Origin of the sequence: Vibrio sp. Isolate25, from assembly GCF_022398025.1 — a bacterium.
GTDB classification, from domain to species: Bacteria; Pseudomonadota; Gammaproteobacteria; order Enterobacterales; family Vibrionaceae; genus Vibrio; species Vibrio coralliilyticus_A.
Genome location: NZ_JAKEUT010000001.1, coordinates 972,910 through 989,598, shown reverse-complemented (window position 1 = coordinate 989,598; position 16,689 = coordinate 972,910). Strand labels below are relative to the sequence as shown.

The following is a 16,689-nucleotide window of genomic DNA, read 5'->3' as shown; positions in this document are numbered from 1 at the left end:
ACCTAACTTTTTTTTCGACAAAAAATACTTACAACACAAAATTAGTGTAATTAATGTTGATGTTTTGCTTTGTAATGTAATTCTTATCACTATTACTACTTAAAAAGTAAACGATAAACCTATGGAAATCAGGTCAACCTTAGAAGCAAACGTTTCACTCGAGTTTTGTGGTTGAGTGAATTGTCCACTGATCACGTTTTTTTGACCCTCTATCCTTTGCCATTCCAAAGATGTATTAATTTGGGGCGTGAAATCATACCTAACACCGAATAGATAGCTGTTGCTCATTTTGGATTTTCGGGACTGCCCGTATTGGACATAGGGTGTCCACTTTGAGAGGCGGTAATCGACACCTGCATACCAGTTTGAATAGAGCTCATTAGACAGCAGGGTTTCAGCCTGAAAATGCCAAGCATTGATTGTATGGCTAACCCCTAAACTAAAGAGGTGTATGTTGAAGAAAATTTCATGTTGGTTAGTAAATGTTTGTTGTGCTTCGACATCGGTATAGGACAGATGAAGTTGGCTGTCTTCAAAGTAGAAGTCGGCACCAAGGCCATAAGCACTTTTAACATCCAAGGTGAAAGACTGCCCATATAGTTCATATTCCTCCTCGTTAGCTAATGCATAGAATGGTGTCAGGCTGAGATAAAATTGATTAAGAAACTCGTAATTTAGTTCAACAGACGTGCCTTCAAAATGGGTAATGCCAAGCTGCCCACCATACACATCTACGGGAAGACGTAACCAAGGGTAAGTGCTTGAAACATAGTAATACTCAGACATGATAAACATGGGGGAACGGAGTCGACCTACCTTGATTCGATGATCTGCCGCGGAGTACTCGAGAAAGGCCCTTTCGAGTGTTGGCGAAGAGAAAGCATCTTGGGGACGTTTGAGGCCTTGTAGTACGGTTCGTAGGTTTGGAAGCAGTTGCCAATCTAACTGTAAACCTAGTGTGCTATCGCAGTCAAAACACCAGTCATGCGTAATATCTCGGCCATAAAACACGGGAGTATTGTTGTCACTCTTGGCGGCAGAAAAGGTACCAAAGCCGCTCAGGCTTAACTCATTAGTGAGTTGCACTTGGGCTATGGTAGGGGGGCTTATCAGTGCGATTATCAGTAAGGATCTTTGTTGAATCTCCATAATCCTAGCCTTTATTACAGAGTTTAAAGAGGACATGAGCTTGTTCTGGAATTAAGTTGATCGGAACATAAGCTATGCCATTTGGGTGATTATCTAGCCACCAAGTAATATCTTTTATTGATACTTGAGTAATTTCACTCGGTGCAGGCGCTTTTCCTGAGAAGGTTTGACGTGCCCAGATTGCGTTCATTTGAGTTGGGCTTTTGTTCAATAGGGAATGGTAAAAGTCTTGGCGATATTCTGAGTGTTTTGGCAGGTCCATTAACCTGATTGGGTACCCTTCGATACTCGATATTCGGCCTCGATAGAGCATTTTTACTTGGTTTGATCGCAGTGCTTGAATATCTGTATTTAGGGTCACGATAGCAAAGTTGCATGCCAGTGACTGAAAACAGAAAAGTTGCAATGTTAAGGTTGTCAGATGCTTAAGCAAGAATACCCCTTGAAGCCCAAAAAATTACCTTAATTTTAGCCTTGTTAATAAGAAGCAAAGTTAATATGAACTAATATTATAGGTCTAGTGGTTAAAAAATGATTCGAAGGAACGAGTCTCAATGCTACTCACTAATATATCTATAAAAAGTCGGTTGCTGATTTTATGCCTTATACCTACATTAGTCATAATTCTGTTTAGCGCCAATGCGGTCACTCGCATTCAGGACAGACTTCACAGCTACGCTGTCATTAGCGAAAAAAACCAAACACTCAGGCATTTGTCTGCATTTTCTAAGTATGTGTATCAAGCGCTTAACCATCGCATGGAAGGACAGAATGCGGCTTTGGTACTGGGTATGGCCCAGCAATCATTGAATTTAGCCGCGGAGGTAGCGCATACCGAAGAGCATGTACATCACGGCATTAGAGATTCTAATCATACATTAAGCTACATTGAGGAGCTTAATGAGCTTATCCCCGAGCTCTCTACAGTCAGTTCCGATGGAAGCTTAGAATTAGGTCGCCTTATCTACACAGTTTTGTACGATCTCTATAGTGACGTTCAATCGATAGAGAGTCATAGTGCAGAGCTAAAAGTACATAAACTGGATCTTGTATTAAGTGATTTGAGTTGGTTGTATTTTTGGATGGAACAAGAAGCTTGGATTGCGCAGGAAATCAAAGCTATGGGTCTTTCATATGCGGAATACGCCAGTGAGTACTTTAAGATCAGTGAGAGGCAGCAGTTCTACCTAGACCAATTTGTCAATTTAGGAGCGGATTCTGAGCAAGTCACTACGTTACTGAATGTTTTTGCTAGTCGAGATTTTCAACGCGGGAGCTACTACAAGCAACACATGCTGTTTAGTGACAGTCAGCGAGATAAGTTAGAAGGCTTTGCCTCTGCTATTGAGCAACGTAATGTTCTAGTAGAAAAACAGCTAGGTGTGTTTTCAGACAAACTTCATGCAGAACTTCAAATAAGTATTAAGAGAAGTGAACATATATTATTGGCGATAGCCATCGGGGGGGTCATGCTCTTTGCGGGAATGTTCTTTTGGGGGACTAGTACCTTATACAGAATTAATTCTAAATTGGCGCACATACTTTCTGTGATGGGGAGTATGCGAAATAGTGGCAGTGTAGAACTGATCCCCGTAGATGGTAAAGATGAATTCTCTAAGTTTGCTCACAGTGTGAATTACGTGATTAAGACGCAAAAACAGTATGAGCAAGAGCTCGTCATTGCGAAAGAAAATGCAGAAGCGGCGAATCAGGCAAAAAGCTTATTCTTAGCTAATATGTCTCATGAAATCCGCACGCCATTAAACGGTATCATAGGTATGACGGAGATCTTGTCCGACAGCCATCTAACTTCTTCGCAAAAAGATATTCTTAGCGATATCGATGTGTCTTCACATGCACTGCTTATTCTTATCAACGATATTCTCGATTTATCGAAGATTGAATCTGGAAATCTAACCCTATCGCCAAGTCATTCTGATATTCGTGAATCTGCTTTTGAAGCAATGAATATGGTCAGCACTAAAGCACTTAAACAGCAGGTAGAACTCATAGCAACGCTTTCTGACAATATTCCAGATAGTTTGTATATTGATGAGTTTCGATTTAAACAAATTTTGATGAATTTACTCAGCAATGCGGTGAAATTTACTCAAGATGGCACAGTCTCAGTCACGATCACCATGCTCAATGAAGGACAGCAAGCATATTTAGATTGCTGTGTCACGGATACCGGCGTGGGCATTAATGAAGAAAAACTGGAGGAGATTTTCCAGCCATTTACTCAGGAAGATGGCAGTATTACTCGAAGATATGGTGGGACTGGGTTAGGACTAGCAATTTGTCGTCAGATTACAGAATTGATGGGAGGACGTATCACGGCCAGCTCTACTCTGGGGTTAGGAAGTTGTTTTCGCGTTTCTATTCCTGCGAACTCTGTCGTTGAGTCAAGCAGGGACAAAGTAAAAGGCAAAGCGTTGCTTATCACCAATAACAGTCGATACACCTCGTTGATCGAGAGCGAATCACAACGCTTTGGTTTGGTGGTAACGACTTTAGAAAATGCCAATGAAGGTATAAAGCTAGATGAGCAATTCGATTTGATTTTTTATTGTTATCATGCGCATCACAGTTCGCGTAGAGATCTGGCCTCACTTAGAGCACGGTTTAATTTCTCGGAAATCATTGGTTTACAGCACCATCTGTTTATGCTGCCAGATTCTGAAGCACTGGTATCATCTAATTTGACGCTTCCCTTCCTCGGCAGCAGATTTGAAACTGCGGTTACGAAAGCTCTCAACTCTATTCAACTGAATAGCAATCATGCTGAACCAATACAAAATCAAGCGCTTTGCTCAAATGAAAGCCGTTGTGTGTTGATTGTAGAAGATAATTTGATGAACCAAAAAATAGCGAGTTTCTTCCTTAGTAAGATTGGAATGAACTACCAGATTGCCAGTAATGGTGCAGAGGCAGTCAATATGTTTCAGTCTGGGCAACAGTACACCGCAATCTTGATGGATTGCATGATGCCAGTTATGGATGGACTGACAGCAACACGGAATATTCGTGCGTGGGAGATAGAGCAGGGAAGAAGCAGAACACCGATCATTGCTTTAACGGCCAGTGTCCTACCTGAAGAAATAGATAGCTGCTTTGCCGCCGGGATGGATGCTTACTTACCTAAACCTTATAAGTCTCAGCAGCTATTCGATACGTTTGAACGACTACAGGTTGTCCTTTAAGTCTTCCAGCGGTAACCAGTTTACTTTCACACCGGCTTGGAGAAACATTTCTTGGCTGATTTTGATCTTGTCACCCCAGCGAGATAGGAAATCATCTGTTTGCTCTGGGCAATGCACCGCGGAGATGCCAGTCTGGATAATTTTGGCAGCGCAATTAGGGCAAGGGAAGTGTGTCACCCAAATTTCACAGCCGTCTAAGTCGCGTTTAGCGAATAGGATCGCATTTTCTTCTGCGTGTAGCGTTTTGAGGTATTTCATCTCTCTGTCATCGGTCATGGCACTATCAGAAATGCCATGTGGATAGCCATTAAATCCAACGGAAACGATACGATTTTGTTTTGTGATGACAGCACCGACCTGAGTGGAAGGATCTTTACTCCATGAGCCGACAAGAACAGCCATTTGGTAAAAGCGTTGTGCCCATTTAGAAATCATTCAGTCATTCCTCTAGGAAGCAAACCCTGTATAGGGGAAAAAGTAGTGTGATAGAGATCAGGTAATAATATCCTAATTTCGGTATAGATAGTCCAGTAAAATTCTGAGCGTTAACCTCGGTAGGCGTGTCCTTTGGCTTTTTATAGTGATTCGCATCACATATTATCAGTCGAATTAGGGGTGGCTTTGGTACTAATGGCTCGGGGTTCTGTGCGAGATCTCTTACAAATGCGTAAGTTTAATGACTATAAGCGGTGCGATAATTGTAGAGTTTTTATTTTAAGTGACTGTATCTTAAGCTTTTTTTGGATTTTGCCCGTCAGCTTCGCTTTCAATGTGAGAAATTAACCATTGTTAAAATACCTGAGGGGCATAATCTTAAGTGGTCAGCAGGATGCGGACACGGAACAGGAAAGACCCATGGACAGGTCATCTTCAGGACGAAGATTCGATTGCTCAGGATGAACAGTCGGCAAGGAAAGCGAAGGACATTAGCTGGACGCTAGTAACTAGGATGGTTACATCAAGGAAGGTTAATGGACGCTTAAAGGACTAAGGCAATTTCTATCAGGATGATAGATTCAGGGACACCGCTTAAGGATAAAGTGATGAGAGTTAGCGAGGATAGCTAACGGGCTGGATTGCCGAGGACACCGCTAGGAAGGCGATGATAAGGACAGAGCTGAAGGAATCAGCGAACTATCATGGAATAGATGCAGGGAGCACCTATAGTAGCCGGATTGCTGCGAGTAAGAATAAACCCCACTAAGTGAGAGCTTGGTGGGGTTTTCTTTTTACTAATTGTTACAAATAGAGCTTTGCGCATGATTTCATTGAATGATTAACTGGCCGCTTCTAAGTAACAGAGGTAAATAACTTAAAATGGACGACCCCTTTAGTCGACTGATTCATTCTCCGGCTTCTTCATCCGAGGAGGCTTTTTTATGTTAGAACTTTTCATGCAACCCGAAACCTGGGTTATTTTCGCAACGTTATTCGCACTAGAGGTGGTACTTGGCGTCGATAATGTTGTGTTTATTTCCGTGCTTTGTGAACGACTTCCTGCACATCAGAGAAAGCTTGCTCGCAACCTAGGTATAACCCTCGCAGTGGCCGCGAGAATCGTGCTGGTCTTCTCTATATCGTGGGTTATGTCGTTGACACATCCAGTCTTGGAAATAATGTCTACGAGCTTTACTGGACGTGACATCATTATGATTGCTGGCGGCGCCTTCCTATTATTGAAAAGTGCAAAAGAGCTGTGGTCTTGGCTTGTACATAGCGAGGCAACGCATTCTACCCACGTTCGAACGGGGTTAGCAGTCGTACTATTGCAGATTGTTGCTGTTGACGCGGTGTTCTCTATGGACTCTGTCATCACGGCGGTTGGTTTGACGAGTGAAGTCCCAATTATGGTAGCGGCTATTTTATCTTCGGCGGTGATTATGGTGTTAACAGCAGAGAAGATAAATCACCTTGTGAGCCGATACCCTGGGTTTAAAACATTGGCATTATTATTTTTAGTGCTGCTTGGCGGATTGTTGATGGCAGAAGGTTTTGCTATCCACGTGAATAAGGGTTACGTCTATTTTGCAATGGCGTTTGGCTTAGTATTAGAACTGTGTCATATCCGACTCAAGAAAAAGCAATCGGTTCGAATAAAACGGATCCGGCCATTTAAGCTCAAAGCAGAAACCGTTAGGTCATAAATAGAAAGGGAAGCAGTGCTTCCCTTTATTCATTCAGTTGATGCTAACGACGGAAAGTTATGCTTTCTTCACTCTCCAAATGGATCGACGTAACCGCAGGTTGAGTTTGTGCGATGACTTTTCCGTGACGTACTGAGTAACGGACTGGAACTTGACGGCGAACGGCATCAAAGCCGTTTTCAGCGGGTAGAATTAATAAGTTTCCTGGCTTACCTTCTTCGACACCGTATCTATCTTGGATATTCAAAGTACGAGCTGAGTTGGTACTGATCAAATCAAGGGAGTTGTTGATTTGATCATAGCCCATTACTTGGCATACGTGCAGTCCCATATGAAGCACTTGAAGCATATTTGCGGTGCCTAATGGATACCAAGGATCAAACACATCATCATGGCCGAAACACACGTTGATATTAGCGTTGAGCATTTCTTTAACTCGAGTGACTCCGCGCCGTTTTGGATACTCATCGAAGCGTCCTTGTAAGTGGATATTGACGAGTGGGTTAGCGACGAAGTTAATGCCTGACATTCTTAGCAAGCGGAAAAGCCTCGACGCATAAGCGCCGTTGTAGGACCCCATCGCTGTTGTGTGACTAGCTGTTACTTTATCTCCCATTTCATATTTGTGCGCGAGGGCGGCGAGGGTCTCGACAAAGCGAGATTGTTCGTCGTCAATTTCGTCACAGTGCACATCAATCAAGCGGTTATATTTTCTTGCCAGTTCGAAAACATAGTGTAGAGATTCAACACCATATTCTCGTGTAAATTCGAAATGTGGAATCGCACCAATAACATCAGCGCCAAGCCTTACCGCTTCTTCGAGTAATTCTTTACCATTAGGGTAGGAGAGAATACCTTCCTGTGGGAACGCGACGATCTGAATCTCGACCCATTCCTTCATCTCTTCACGCACTTCAACCATCGCCTTCAAAGCGACAAGCGTCGGGTCCGATACGTCAATGTGAGTACGAACGTGTTGAACACCGTTGGCAATTTGCCATTTAAGAGTCTGTTTTGCACGAGCTTTAACATCTTCTATAGAAAGTATTTCTTTACGTTCAGCCCAACGTTCTATTCCTTCGAACAGTGTCCCGGAAATATTCCAGCTCGGCTCTCCCGCTGTCTGAGTTGTGTCCAAGTGGATGTGAGGCTCGCAAAATGGCGCGACCACTATCCCCCCTTCGGCATCCAAAGTATCGCCGGAGTAAGAGAGTGAAACGTTGTTATCGACAATCTTTTGAAACTGACCATTTTCAATCAAAATTTGTTTATATTCATTTTGATGTTGTAGCTTTGCATTTTTGATCAATAACTTTGTCATCCTAGGTTCTACCTCCACAAATAGGCTTTAAATCACTATGCTGAGTTGAATGTGAATAATTGACAGCTTGTACTGTGGTGAAAGTGGCTTGGTCAATCGTTTTTTGATGTTAACGTCTTTTGGTATTCTTTATTAAAAAAGTTAAATTAAAACAAATTGTTATCTTAAATTAATTTTATAAAAACGCGACTGAAGTAGTTAACTTCACTTGTCGGTATTTGGTTAATGATAGGCATTTTTCTCAGCTTATGCTGATGTTTGTATCATGCAATACCTTCTTAATAATATGATTATTGAGTGGTGGCGCATGTCGTGTCTGGTGGGGGCAGAGTGAGGATGAATGGCTGGCTGAAAATTTTGTGGTTTTAGGATGATATGGTGTATCAAACGCTATTTTTAATAAGAAAATCGCGGTTATTTTGGATGTATTAGTGTGCTAAAAGTTCAGTCTTTGCTCAAATATAGACGGATGTGAAACACTAGGATCATGGAAATGCCACACCATTGTAGCAATGACGAACCATGATAGATGTGTTGGCAGTAGACAGAAAAAAAGCCAACCTCAATAAGTAAGATTGGCTTAAATAAGTGTGAACAAATTTGGTTCACTAACAACGTCAGTTGGCTAGGTGACCCTCGGCTTAAGAAGGGTCACCTTAATAAATGCAGTATATGTGCCAACTTTTATAGAGCGTAATTGCCTAGCATTTGGGCGCAATATAGCATTTTTTCGACTTTAAATTGCAATATGCATTTGCATTTTGCGAATTAAAACGTTATTGCTAATGATATTTCACACACTTTAAGACTTTCATTACATCACTTTCCTATCATTCTTGTTTAGAAAACCTTGCTAAGCTCAGAGTACCACTGTGTTTGAGATTGAGTTTCTGTTTCATTCGTACTGGAGATAACAAAGAAACGAAAAGTGCTAGCACGATGAGAATGTTGGCTTTTTTATGTTTACTATTTCAATATATTGGCTGAAATAGGTGTGCTGAGTGACATGTATGGCAAAGCTATAGAAATTGACAGCTAATGCGATCGTTTTATGGTTATGTTAGTGAAAAGCAAAAACCCGGATTCACCGGGCTGTAGGTATTATGGGTTAAATAGAATAGAAGTAGTAGAGCTGGGACTTCATACGAATGATGATGCCACGGATAACATCGAGGAAGGCCATAAAGCTGATTGGTTTGTCTCCGCTAACCCAAGCTAGCCCAACAGAACCGACGGGGATGTCATAGCCCTCGGCTTCTTCTATTTTCAAGCGCACGAAGTGATGCTTATTTTGTACATTTTTTCCTGTCGTTACTCTTACCGATTCGTCCAAGCCCAATAAGTTGCTTTGTGATTCTCCCGTGGCTTCAACTATCCCCTCAACTTGAGCAGAAAAGATCTTACCTGGGTAGACTGAAGAAGAAAATTCAGCACTGTGTCCTAGTTTAACATTGCGAATCGCCTGATGATTGACACGCATTAGCACGTATTTCTCATCTGTGTACATTTGCAGCCTAGGTAACATTGAGACACGCTGCCCCTCGCGCAAGATGAAGTTGGTCACAAAGCCATCTGCAGGTGCATAAACTTTGGTGCTGTCCAGCTCCCATTTTGCTTTTGCTAGTTTCTCTTGTGACTTTTTCCAATCAGCATGTTTAGATTTAACCGCTAGTTCCGATTTCGCGATCGCGAGTTTGGCTTTTTCAGTGTCTACCTGTTTTGTTTTTAGCTTTGATTCTATGGTTGAGACGTTGTGCCGTGCTTTAGTGACAGCTGTTTCTTGCTTATCAATATCACTCGCGGTGATGGTGTTATTCACGACACGGTTTTGCTCTCTGTAACGCTTTAACATTTTGTTCTGCAAACTGTAATCGGCTTTGGCTGCAGCAAGTTGGCTTTCTGTAGTCTCCAAATCCTGAACCATTGACTCGTACGTTGCTTGTGAAATTGAAACATCCTCAAATGCCACTTCAAGCTCCACCATCGCGGACTCTTCTTCTACTTTCGCTTGGTTATAGGCGATTTGGTATTGAGTCGGGTCGATCTCGTAAATTAGTTGGCCTTTCTTTACCTTTTGGTTGGGTTCAATGTAAATCTTGTCGACTTTACCTGTTACGTTAGGAGAATCGGGGCGTAACTGGATATGAGGGGATTGCACCACCGAACCGCCAGATAGATCCATTGGCGTATAGTTGATCAAACCGACCCAAACAAACATCAGCCAAGAAACGCCACCTAAATAGGCGAATGACTTGGTCGCGGTATTCCAGGGCATACCCACCAGTCTTAGCAGATAAATAAAAAGCGCCCAGACAGCTAAACCTTCTAACATTAAGCCTCCTCCTGTTTATCTTTTGTGTTGGGTGCGTGACGCCAAGTGTCGCGTAGGTTGACAATGGCTTTGTCCATATCGACAAAAGCGACAATGACTGCGACAACCCAAACCCAGTGCCAGATGAAACCAATCCATGTCAACGCCGTTATTAGTCCTATTTGATGATGGTCTTTACTATGGGCTTTGTTGATTGGTAGTTCGTGAAACTTCCAGAATCCAAACAGAGCAGCGCCGACAGTCGCAATCAAGACAATAGTTGCGACGACATGTAATGCGGTGTCTGCACCGGTTCCAACGAACGGGACACTTAATAAACTCATTCAAGGCTCCTTTATTAATAAGGATCTGTATTGTGTTTCGGATTTGAAAATTAGCTTAGTATGTGACAGATTGATTCATATTAAATAGCCAATTGATGTTATCTGTATATGGATAAAGTGCGCTTTATGCGTGTGTTGGGAATTCGACATATTCATCAGGAAGCGAGGTCGCGCTACCAAATTGACGATGGCGAACTGGTGATTCCAGAATCCGCGTTTCGCAATCCGATGACGCTGATCCCAATGGTTGAAGTGAATCGCTGGTTTGAAAAATTAGAGGACGTTACTGATAATCCCGATGTGATTCTTGATATCAACCGTGATGTTGATGTTGGGCAGATAGGTGTTATTTCTCACTGGCTTCTTTCTGGTAGTGATCTCGCATCGACCATTCGACGTGTGAATTATGGATTTAGCAGTCTGCAAAGTGGGGCGTTTCTGTCTGCTTCCCTGAGTGGCTCATTGATCAAATGGGCGTATCGGAACCCGATGATCGAACCTGAATGTAAAGTTCACGACAGTATTCGTATGGCGATGGCACTCACTAAGGTTTTACGTACTTATCTTGGTCAGGATTTTTCTCCACTCAGAGTACAACTGTCTGGTTCTCGCAAGAATACAGCTAAATATGAAGCATATTTTGGCTGTGAGGTGGAATGGAGTCACTCGTCCACGGAGATATGGTTTCATTCGGAGCTGCGTTTAGCTACCAAGCAGCAAGCGAGGCTGCAGAAAGGGCGACTGGCGATGAATTTTGCTGACTTGGACGAATTGCTTAATATGCCTGACCCAGAAGATGAAGTGAAAGTGATTTATGAAATTCTAAACTACAGCCGCCATTATGGGCTGCCAACGGTAGAAAATGTTTCTAGCTTACTCGGGCTCTCAGTGCAGCAATTTCAACGTCGGTTGCGTAATCTAGGAATGAACTTCACCACTGTGAGTGGTTATGTTCTGAGTAACATTGCGGTAGAGATGATGCGTCATGGTATCGAGATTGACGATATTGCTCAACGCCTTGGATATCAGAATATCGCTAGCTTTAATCGCATGTTTAAAAAACATCGGGGTCTAACGCCTAACCAGTACGTTCAGCGTTACTACCTTTAGAACCTATCCCAAAAGGGATTTATTCCAAACAATGTATCTATTCCTAATCATAAGATCATTCTTTTTTTAATTAGATCTGTATATCTATACATAATAATCAGTTTTTTAGTCGATGAAACAGCAGGCAGCCTTATTGTTCTTGAATAAACGACAAACGAGACTTATCTGAGTATAGAGGTCATATATGGCGAAAGATTTGAGTACTAACGCTAGTGTTGTTTTGTAGCGACAGCCACTGTGTTTGGAGAGTTAGTCAAGAACAATTACTCAGAGGGGTCGAAAAAAACGTAAACATCCCGATACCCACGTAGACAAGCGCAATAGTGTTGAATACGGTAGGCATGACTTTGACCACGATAGGCAACTGGTAGAGCTCTTTGATTTGTCACCGACCATTCATTAACAATCTTCCACTGTTTTACTTCATCGGAAACGGTATTTTGACAACTTAACTGCTTGTTATATTTATATTGTACCGACTAGCCCGAAAACTCCTATAGGGAGAAGTAATGCCCACTGAGGTAATTTCATAAACGTTTTTAGCTTAAAAAAATACCAACCGACACTAATAAATACTAAAGAGAAAACAATAAAGATAGTAGATATTCCAATAACAACGTTTTCAAATGAATCTAAGTTAAGCCAACCAGCATATGTTAATATCAATCCACAAATGATGAGAGTAGCTGAGACCATGTGCCAACAGGCTAATAATGTTGCTTTAGGGATATCTGGCAGATCTGACTCAAGAAAAGGTCTAACAGGATCCAACTGCCCTGCAATAACATGCACACATGAGGTAAACAAACACATTAGTCCTGAAATGAAAATCCATAAGTTCATACAAAAGCCTAGTGAACATAAGCCGCGCTCACCAGTAAATTGAGAGCGCAGCGATTAATTTTTCCGAGTGTAGAGCTTTGTTAAAGGCCACATTCGTATTTTCAACAATAGTTAAATTTCGATCTTGTCAAAATATTTGATAATTGGCGGTGCAATGAGAAAAGAGCTTAGCTCTTCCAAGACACCATTATCATTAATGAAACTCAAATACTCCTGATGGCTTTCTATCGTTAACCACTCTTCGTCCAAGAGTATTTCATTGTTCTTTTGATCAAATAAAACTTTAACCCGCATATTTCCTTGAAACCCTCTTACATTGGGTAAGTTGTCTTCCAGAAATGGCAGCAAGACTTGAAATCGTTCTGGCTTTACTTGGCAGTTTAGGGTGACTTTGACACTCATTTCTTACTCCTCTTAGATAACAATCGAAGTTCAGATTAGCTTGTTTACTAAAGGTAAACTACTCATAGACTGTCAAAAATAACGATTTCCAGTCATTCGCGCTGTTTAATCTGTTTTGGCGTTACACCATACTTCAGTTTGAACGCCTTGATAAAGGCCGATACATTTTCATACCCCATAGTCATAGCTACTTCCGTAACAGAAAGCTCTTTACCTAACAGGAGTGCTTTCGCCTTGCATAATTTTTTCTCTTGCAGCCACTTTTTAGGGGGCATCTTGTAGCTTTCTTTGAAATCACGATTAAAACTTGAAAGACTTCTTCCTGAAAGATGAGCGAGATCGCTAACGGTGAGATGAAGTACATCCAACGTTTCCAGCATGCGATCAAGATTTCGTTTAGGTGGAACTCTTTTCTTTGTAGCCAGCAATGAGCCCAAAATACGCTGATGGTCTTTCCAAGCAATAAGGTGAAGCAGCTCTTGGAGTTTAATATTTAGGTAGGTGGGCGTTTTTATATCAACTCGAAGTGAGTCAAAGAAAGTCGTAAATTCATCACCCTCCTCAAATAAGAAAAAGGGTTCCTTACTTTCATGACAAGCTAAAGGCTGTTTGACTTTGCTCAAATAAGCATTGATAACATCGTCGTCAAAAAACACTAGATAAGCCTTAAGAGATTCTGTTTCTTTAACAAAGTCAGATTGAAGATTTAGTCCTTGAGGGAGAAATATAGAAGACCCCGGACTCAACGTGACCGTATCGTTGTAGCTATTTGTGAGCACCTCACGCCCATTTTGGACAAATATAAAACAAGGTGTGTTGGTATAAAACTCAATGTCCACTAAGTCCTGTTCTAAGTTCTTATACATAATAGCCGAGTTTCGGTGATGGCTAAGCACTACCACATCTTTCATGGCATACAGAGCCTGTGGGATCACCAACACGTTAGATTGAGTATGCTCAAAAATCGTTTTCATTTTTCTTCTTTGGAGAATGGCTTTAGTCGTCATTGAGTGCCCTGCTAAGTAACTGTCAACATTACAATAAAGCTTAAACAATGCACCGTAAACATGAAACGCAACTAGAAGTAAATTCACCGCACGTTGCCATTATATTTTCAGCAGATAAAACAAAATCGATAGGGTTTAGAATCATGTCCATTTGTCAAAATTTAACTTATATTTCAAAATCTAATGTCGACCATACACTCTTATTTTGTTCACGACTTTTGTTGGGGCACTTTCGAGCTAAAAATCGCCAAGGGTATAAATTCAACCTGAGAAGCTCTTGGACAAAAACGTTTTAACTTATCTACACAACCTCACTAGCTATTGACTAAAACCGATGAGCTTTTTTCTTTCGGCATTTGCATATCAAGCAAACTAAACCGTTTCAGACGTGGTATGGGGAAGGCAAAACTGGCTACCTGACTTTGTTGACTATACTCAGATGAAGTGATGATTGGGTAAACAGGAATAACAATCAGCGTGAAAAAATAGTACTTAATACTGAAAACAGAAGTGGCCCCCAATTTTCGGACATGACTTTAAGTGATTGATCTGTTTTGATAGTACCCAAGAATACTGGAACAGATTATGACTAGAAAACGTAGAAACCACTCTCCTGAATTCAAAGCTAAAGTGGCACTTTCTGCCGCCAAAGGTGATAAAACTGTCGCTGAGTTAGCGCAGAAGTACAACCTGCACCCTAACCAAATCTCAACATGGAAAAAAGAGCTGCTTGAAAATGCAGCCATGATTTTTGCCTCTGAAAGTCAGTCGGGTAAGGACAGCTCTGAAGAAGTGGACAAACTCCACGCCAAGATCGGTCAATTGACCATGGAAAATGATTTTTTTGGCCAAAGTGCTCGGTCGCTAGACCGAGCACAGCGAAAGAGTTCGCTGGATAAATCCACCCAATTACCGATAAAGCGTCAGTGCGAGCTTCTCAATGTTGCTCGCTCTACAGCTTATTATCAGCCTGTCGGACTTTCTGTTGAAGAGATTGAATTACGTCGTATGATTGACGAAATCCACCTTCAATATCCGTTCATGGGCAGTAAGCGTGTTCGAACCGAGCTGGCTAAAAAGGGCCACAACGTTAATCGCAAGCGTATTGTTCGGATCATGCGAGATATGGGCATTGGAGCGATTTATCCCAAGCCAAAAACAACACTGGCGAACAAAGCACACAAGGTTTACCCCCTACCTGTTGCGTGATATCGAAGTCACTTACCCGAACCAAGCTTGGGCTATTGATATCACTTACATCCCAATGGCTAAAGGGTTCCTGTACCTGGTCGCTATTATCGACTGGTATAGCCGTAAAGTGTTGTCTTGGCGCTTATCGAACAAGCTTTTGCATTGAGGCTCTCGAAGACGCGCTTCAACACTACGGGCCACCTGATATCTTTAACTCCGATCAGGATAGCCAGTTCACCAGTTCTGACTTCACGGAGAAGTTACTTGACCACGGAATACGGATCAGCATGGATGGAAAAGGTCGCTGGGTTGATAATGTCTTTATCGAACGACTGTGGCGAAGCCTAAAATATGAGGAGGTTTATTTAAAAGCTTACACCACGCCCCGAGAGGCAGAACTTGAAATCGGTCACTACATGGTGTTTTATAATGAAGAGCGTAATCATCAAGGACTCAATGACCTCACTCCTGATGAAGCCTACTTCGGCAGGCAGAGATACGCTGCATGAGCAAGATCAACCACTTAAGAAATTAGCTTATGTGTCCAACCATCGGGGTCCACTTCTATTTTATTCATCTCTTAAATATGTGGATTATTATTGTTTTTTATTTTTAAATATACATTTTAGTGTTGTTTTAACTTGAAATATATTTACGCTTATTATATTTAAAGCGCAAGAATGCAAAATGAATAAAATTATTGGCTTTAGCGGTTACCGTGGGCTTAGAGACTATCTCGATAGGTGTTGTCTGAGTCCTATCTACATAAAGCCTTCTCCCTGAACGCTGGATAAAAGCCGCCATAGCGACGGCTTGGGGTTAGGGCTGACTATTGTTTCAGAATCCGCCAAACGACTCATCTGGTGCATTTCAATAGATGAGAGCGAATTGGCTGGGGCTCGTTTTAAGGTTTTTTATCGAGTGTTAGTTCACTGAACTGTACCAGCGTTCACCATAAGCACTGCTGTAATCGGGTTCTTCCAAATGTGTGGATGCTTCTACTGGCTCAAGTGGGCCAACTGTCGTCCGATAGGGTAAGACGCCAGCCCACACAGGAAGATCCAAATCGGATTCATCATCGTTGACACCAAAACGACTGATTTTGACTGACGCTTCGCTTAAAGGCATCTTCAGCACCATTGTCGCGGCGAGTTCTCTATCATTACTTAATCTGACCTGCTCCGTTCTTCCGGGGGCAATCTGCTCTATAAAATGATTGAGTAGACGATCTTTTTCCTGCTTCTCTTCAACTATTTCAAATTGGCCGAAAACGACAGCTGAGCGATAGTGGGCGCTGTGGTGAAAAGCCGATCTTGCTAAAACCCAGCCATCGAAAAGTGTGAATGTCAGGCAGGTCTGGTGGCCTTGTTTTAACGAGCGCAGCAGTCGGCTGTTGTTTGCCCCATGGATATACACATGTTGATCGACACGCCATGCCAATATAGGAATCACAATAGGGCCGTTAGCGTCATTAATCGAGATATGGGCGATTAATGATTCATCAATTATTTGTTCAAGATGTTTGTCCTCGAACACGGCTTTGTGTGCGCCTTTTTTTATTTGGGTCCTTTCTGTGTTTGATAGCATTGCGTTTCTCCATTGGCTTGTAATTTATGGTTCCAATCTAATGTTTAACTGGTATGTTATTGAGAGCCAGTTTTGAC

General features: G+C 41.9%; 13 protein-coding genes and 1 pseudogene. 4 read left to right on the top strand and 10 right to left on the bottom strand.

What is annotated here, in order from left to right:
• Positions 1 to 99 precede the first annotated feature (99 nt).
• Both L1D15_RS04330 and L1D15_RS04325 read right to left on the bottom strand, forming a co-directional pair.
• Positions 100 to 1,149 (bottom strand): porin, encoded by a 1,050-nt coding sequence (locus tag L1D15_RS04330; RefSeq protein ID WP_239874783.1) that lies wholly within the window; start codon positions 1,147 to 1,149, stop codon positions 100 to 102.
• A gap of 4 nt (positions 1,150 to 1,153) precedes the next feature.
• Positions 1,154 to 1,582, bottom strand: a complete 429-nt coding sequence (locus tag L1D15_RS04325; protein WP_239836147.1) for a hypothetical protein — start codon at positions 1,580 to 1,582, stop codon at positions 1,154 to 1,156.
• Between the two features lie 121 nt (positions 1,583 to 1,703).
• On the opposite strand from L1D15_RS04325, the gene L1D15_RS04320 reads away from it, so the two are divergent.
• Positions 1,704 to 4,352, top strand: a complete 2,649-nt coding sequence (locus L1D15_RS04320) for an ATP-binding protein (protein ID WP_239874782.1) — start codon at positions 1,704 to 1,706, stop codon at positions 4,350 to 4,352.
• On the opposite strand, the gene L1D15_RS04315 is transcribed toward L1D15_RS04320, so the two are convergent.
• Positions 4,335 to 4,787, bottom strand: coding sequence for a cytidine/deoxycytidylate deaminase family protein (locus L1D15_RS04315; RefSeq protein WP_239836149.1), 453 nt, complete (start codon positions 4,785 to 4,787; stop codon positions 4,335 to 4,337). The two genes, L1D15_RS04320 and L1D15_RS04315, sit on opposite strands and share 18 nt — an antisense overlap.
• A 944-nt stretch (positions 4,788 to 5,731) precedes the next feature.
• Here L1D15_RS04315 and L1D15_RS04310 point away from each other — a divergent pair.
• Positions 5,732 to 6,496, top strand: coding sequence for a TerC family protein (locus tag L1D15_RS04310; protein WP_239864326.1), 765 nt, complete (start codon positions 5,732 to 5,734; stop codon positions 6,494 to 6,496).
• A gap of 43 nt (positions 6,497 to 6,539) precedes the next feature.
• Here L1D15_RS04310 and L1D15_RS04305 read toward each other — a convergent pair whose 3' ends face one another.
• The 3 genes from L1D15_RS04305 to L1D15_RS04295 form a co-directional block, all read right to left on the bottom strand.
• The gene (locus L1D15_RS04305) at positions 6,540 to 7,817 is read right to left on the bottom strand and encodes a cytosine deaminase (protein WP_239864325.1); all 1,278 of its coding nucleotides are present in this window, start codon (positions 7,815 to 7,817) and stop codon (positions 6,540 to 6,542) included.
• 1,108 nt (positions 7,818 to 8,925) lie between these two features.
• Positions 8,926 to 10,149, bottom strand: a complete 1,224-nt coding sequence (locus L1D15_RS04300; protein ID WP_239874781.1) for a biotin/lipoyl-binding protein — start codon at positions 10,147 to 10,149, stop codon at positions 8,926 to 8,928.
• Positions 10,149 to 10,472 (bottom strand): hypothetical protein, encoded by a 324-nt coding sequence (locus tag L1D15_RS04295; RefSeq protein ID WP_006960661.1) that lies wholly within the window; start codon positions 10,470 to 10,472, stop codon positions 10,149 to 10,151. The genes L1D15_RS04300 and L1D15_RS04295 overlap by 1 nt, the downstream gene beginning before the upstream one ends.
• A 108-nt stretch (positions 10,473 to 10,580) precedes the next feature.
• On the opposite strand from L1D15_RS04295, the gene L1D15_RS04290 reads away from it, so the two are divergent.
• Positions 10,581 to 11,582 carry an AraC family transcriptional regulator gene (locus tag L1D15_RS04290; protein ID WP_239874780.1) on the top strand — a complete coding sequence of 334 codons (1,002 nt, stop codon included), beginning with the start codon at positions 10,581 to 10,583 and terminating at the stop codon, positions 11,580 to 11,582.
• Between the two features lie 465 nt (positions 11,583 to 12,047).
• Here L1D15_RS04290 and L1D15_RS04285 read toward each other — a convergent pair whose 3' ends face one another.
• The 3 genes from L1D15_RS04285 to L1D15_RS04275 form a co-directional block, all read right to left on the bottom strand.
• A complete protein-coding gene (locus L1D15_RS04285; protein ID WP_239871844.1) occupies positions 12,048 to 12,425 on the bottom strand; it encodes a hypothetical protein in 378 nt (125 codons plus the stop codon).
• Between the two features lie 111 nt (positions 12,426 to 12,536).
• Positions 12,537 to 12,827: an antibiotic biosynthesis monooxygenase gene (locus tag L1D15_RS04280; protein WP_239874779.1), complete on the bottom strand. Its 291-nt coding sequence runs from the start codon at positions 12,825 to 12,827 to the stop codon at positions 12,537 to 12,539.
• A 92-nt stretch (positions 12,828 to 12,919) separates the two neighbouring features.
• A complete protein-coding gene (locus L1D15_RS04275) occupies positions 12,920 to 13,738 on the bottom strand; it encodes an AraC family transcriptional regulator (RefSeq protein WP_239874778.1) in 819 nt (272 codons plus the stop codon).
• A 681-nt stretch (positions 13,739 to 14,419) separates the two neighbouring features.
• Here L1D15_RS04275 and L1D15_RS04270 point away from each other — a divergent pair.
• A pseudogene (locus L1D15_RS04270) lies at positions 14,420 to 15,534 on the top strand (IS3 family transposase).
• A gap of 415 nt (positions 15,535 to 15,949) precedes the next feature.
• Here the strand turns inward: L1D15_RS04270 and L1D15_RS04265 are convergent.
• The gene (locus L1D15_RS04265) at positions 15,950 to 16,612 is read right to left on the bottom strand and encodes a pyridoxamine 5'-phosphate oxidase family protein (RefSeq protein ID WP_239874777.1); all 663 of its coding nucleotides are present in this window, start codon (positions 16,610 to 16,612) and stop codon (positions 15,950 to 15,952) included.
• Between the last annotated feature and the right edge of the window lie 77 nt (positions 16,613 to 16,689).

What these genes read in the sequence shown, in the direction of transcription:
- L1D15_RS04265 (WP_239874777.1), bottom strand. Translation starts at nt 16,612, where the DNA reads ATGCTATCAAACACAGAAAGGACCCAAATAAAAAAAGGCGCACACAAA.
- L1D15_RS04315 (WP_239836149.1), bottom strand. Translation starts at nt 4,787, where the DNA reads ATGATTTCTAAATGGGCACAACGCTTTTACCAAATGGCTGTTCTTGTC.
- L1D15_RS04300 (WP_239874781.1), bottom strand. Translation starts at nt 10,149, where the DNA reads ATGTTAGAAGGTTTAGCTGTCTGGGCGCTTTTTATTTATCTGCTAAGA.
- L1D15_RS04275 (WP_239874778.1), bottom strand. Translation starts at nt 13,738, where the DNA reads ATGAAAGATGTGGTAGTGCTTAGCCATCACCGAAACTCGGCTATTATG.
- L1D15_RS04285 (WP_239871844.1), bottom strand. Translation starts at nt 12,425, where the DNA reads ATGAACTTATGGATTTTCATTTCAGGACTAATGTGTTTGTTTACCTCA.
- L1D15_RS04330 (WP_239874783.1), bottom strand. Translation starts at nt 1,149, where the DNA reads ATGGAGATTCAACAAAGATCCTTACTGATAATCGCACTGATAAGCCCC.
- L1D15_RS04305 (WP_239864325.1), bottom strand. Translation starts at nt 7,817, where the DNA reads ATGACAAAGTTATTGATCAAAAATGCAAAGCTACAACATCAAAATGAA.
- L1D15_RS04320 (WP_239874782.1), top strand. Translation starts at nt 1,704, where the DNA reads ATGCTACTCACTAATATATCTATAAAAAGTCGGTTGCTGATTTTATGC.
- L1D15_RS04280 (WP_239874779.1), bottom strand. Translation starts at nt 12,827, where the DNA reads ATGAGTGTCAAAGTCACCCTAAACTGCCAAGTAAAGCCAGAACGATTT.
- L1D15_RS04295 (WP_006960661.1), bottom strand. Translation starts at nt 10,472, where the DNA reads ATGAGTTTATTAAGTGTCCCGTTCGTTGGAACCGGTGCAGACACCGCA.
- L1D15_RS04290 (WP_239874780.1), top strand. Translation starts at nt 10,581, where the DNA reads ATGGATAAAGTGCGCTTTATGCGTGTGTTGGGAATTCGACATATTCAT.
- L1D15_RS04310 (WP_239864326.1), top strand. Translation starts at nt 5,732, where the DNA reads ATGTTAGAACTTTTCATGCAACCCGAAACCTGGGTTATTTTCGCAACG.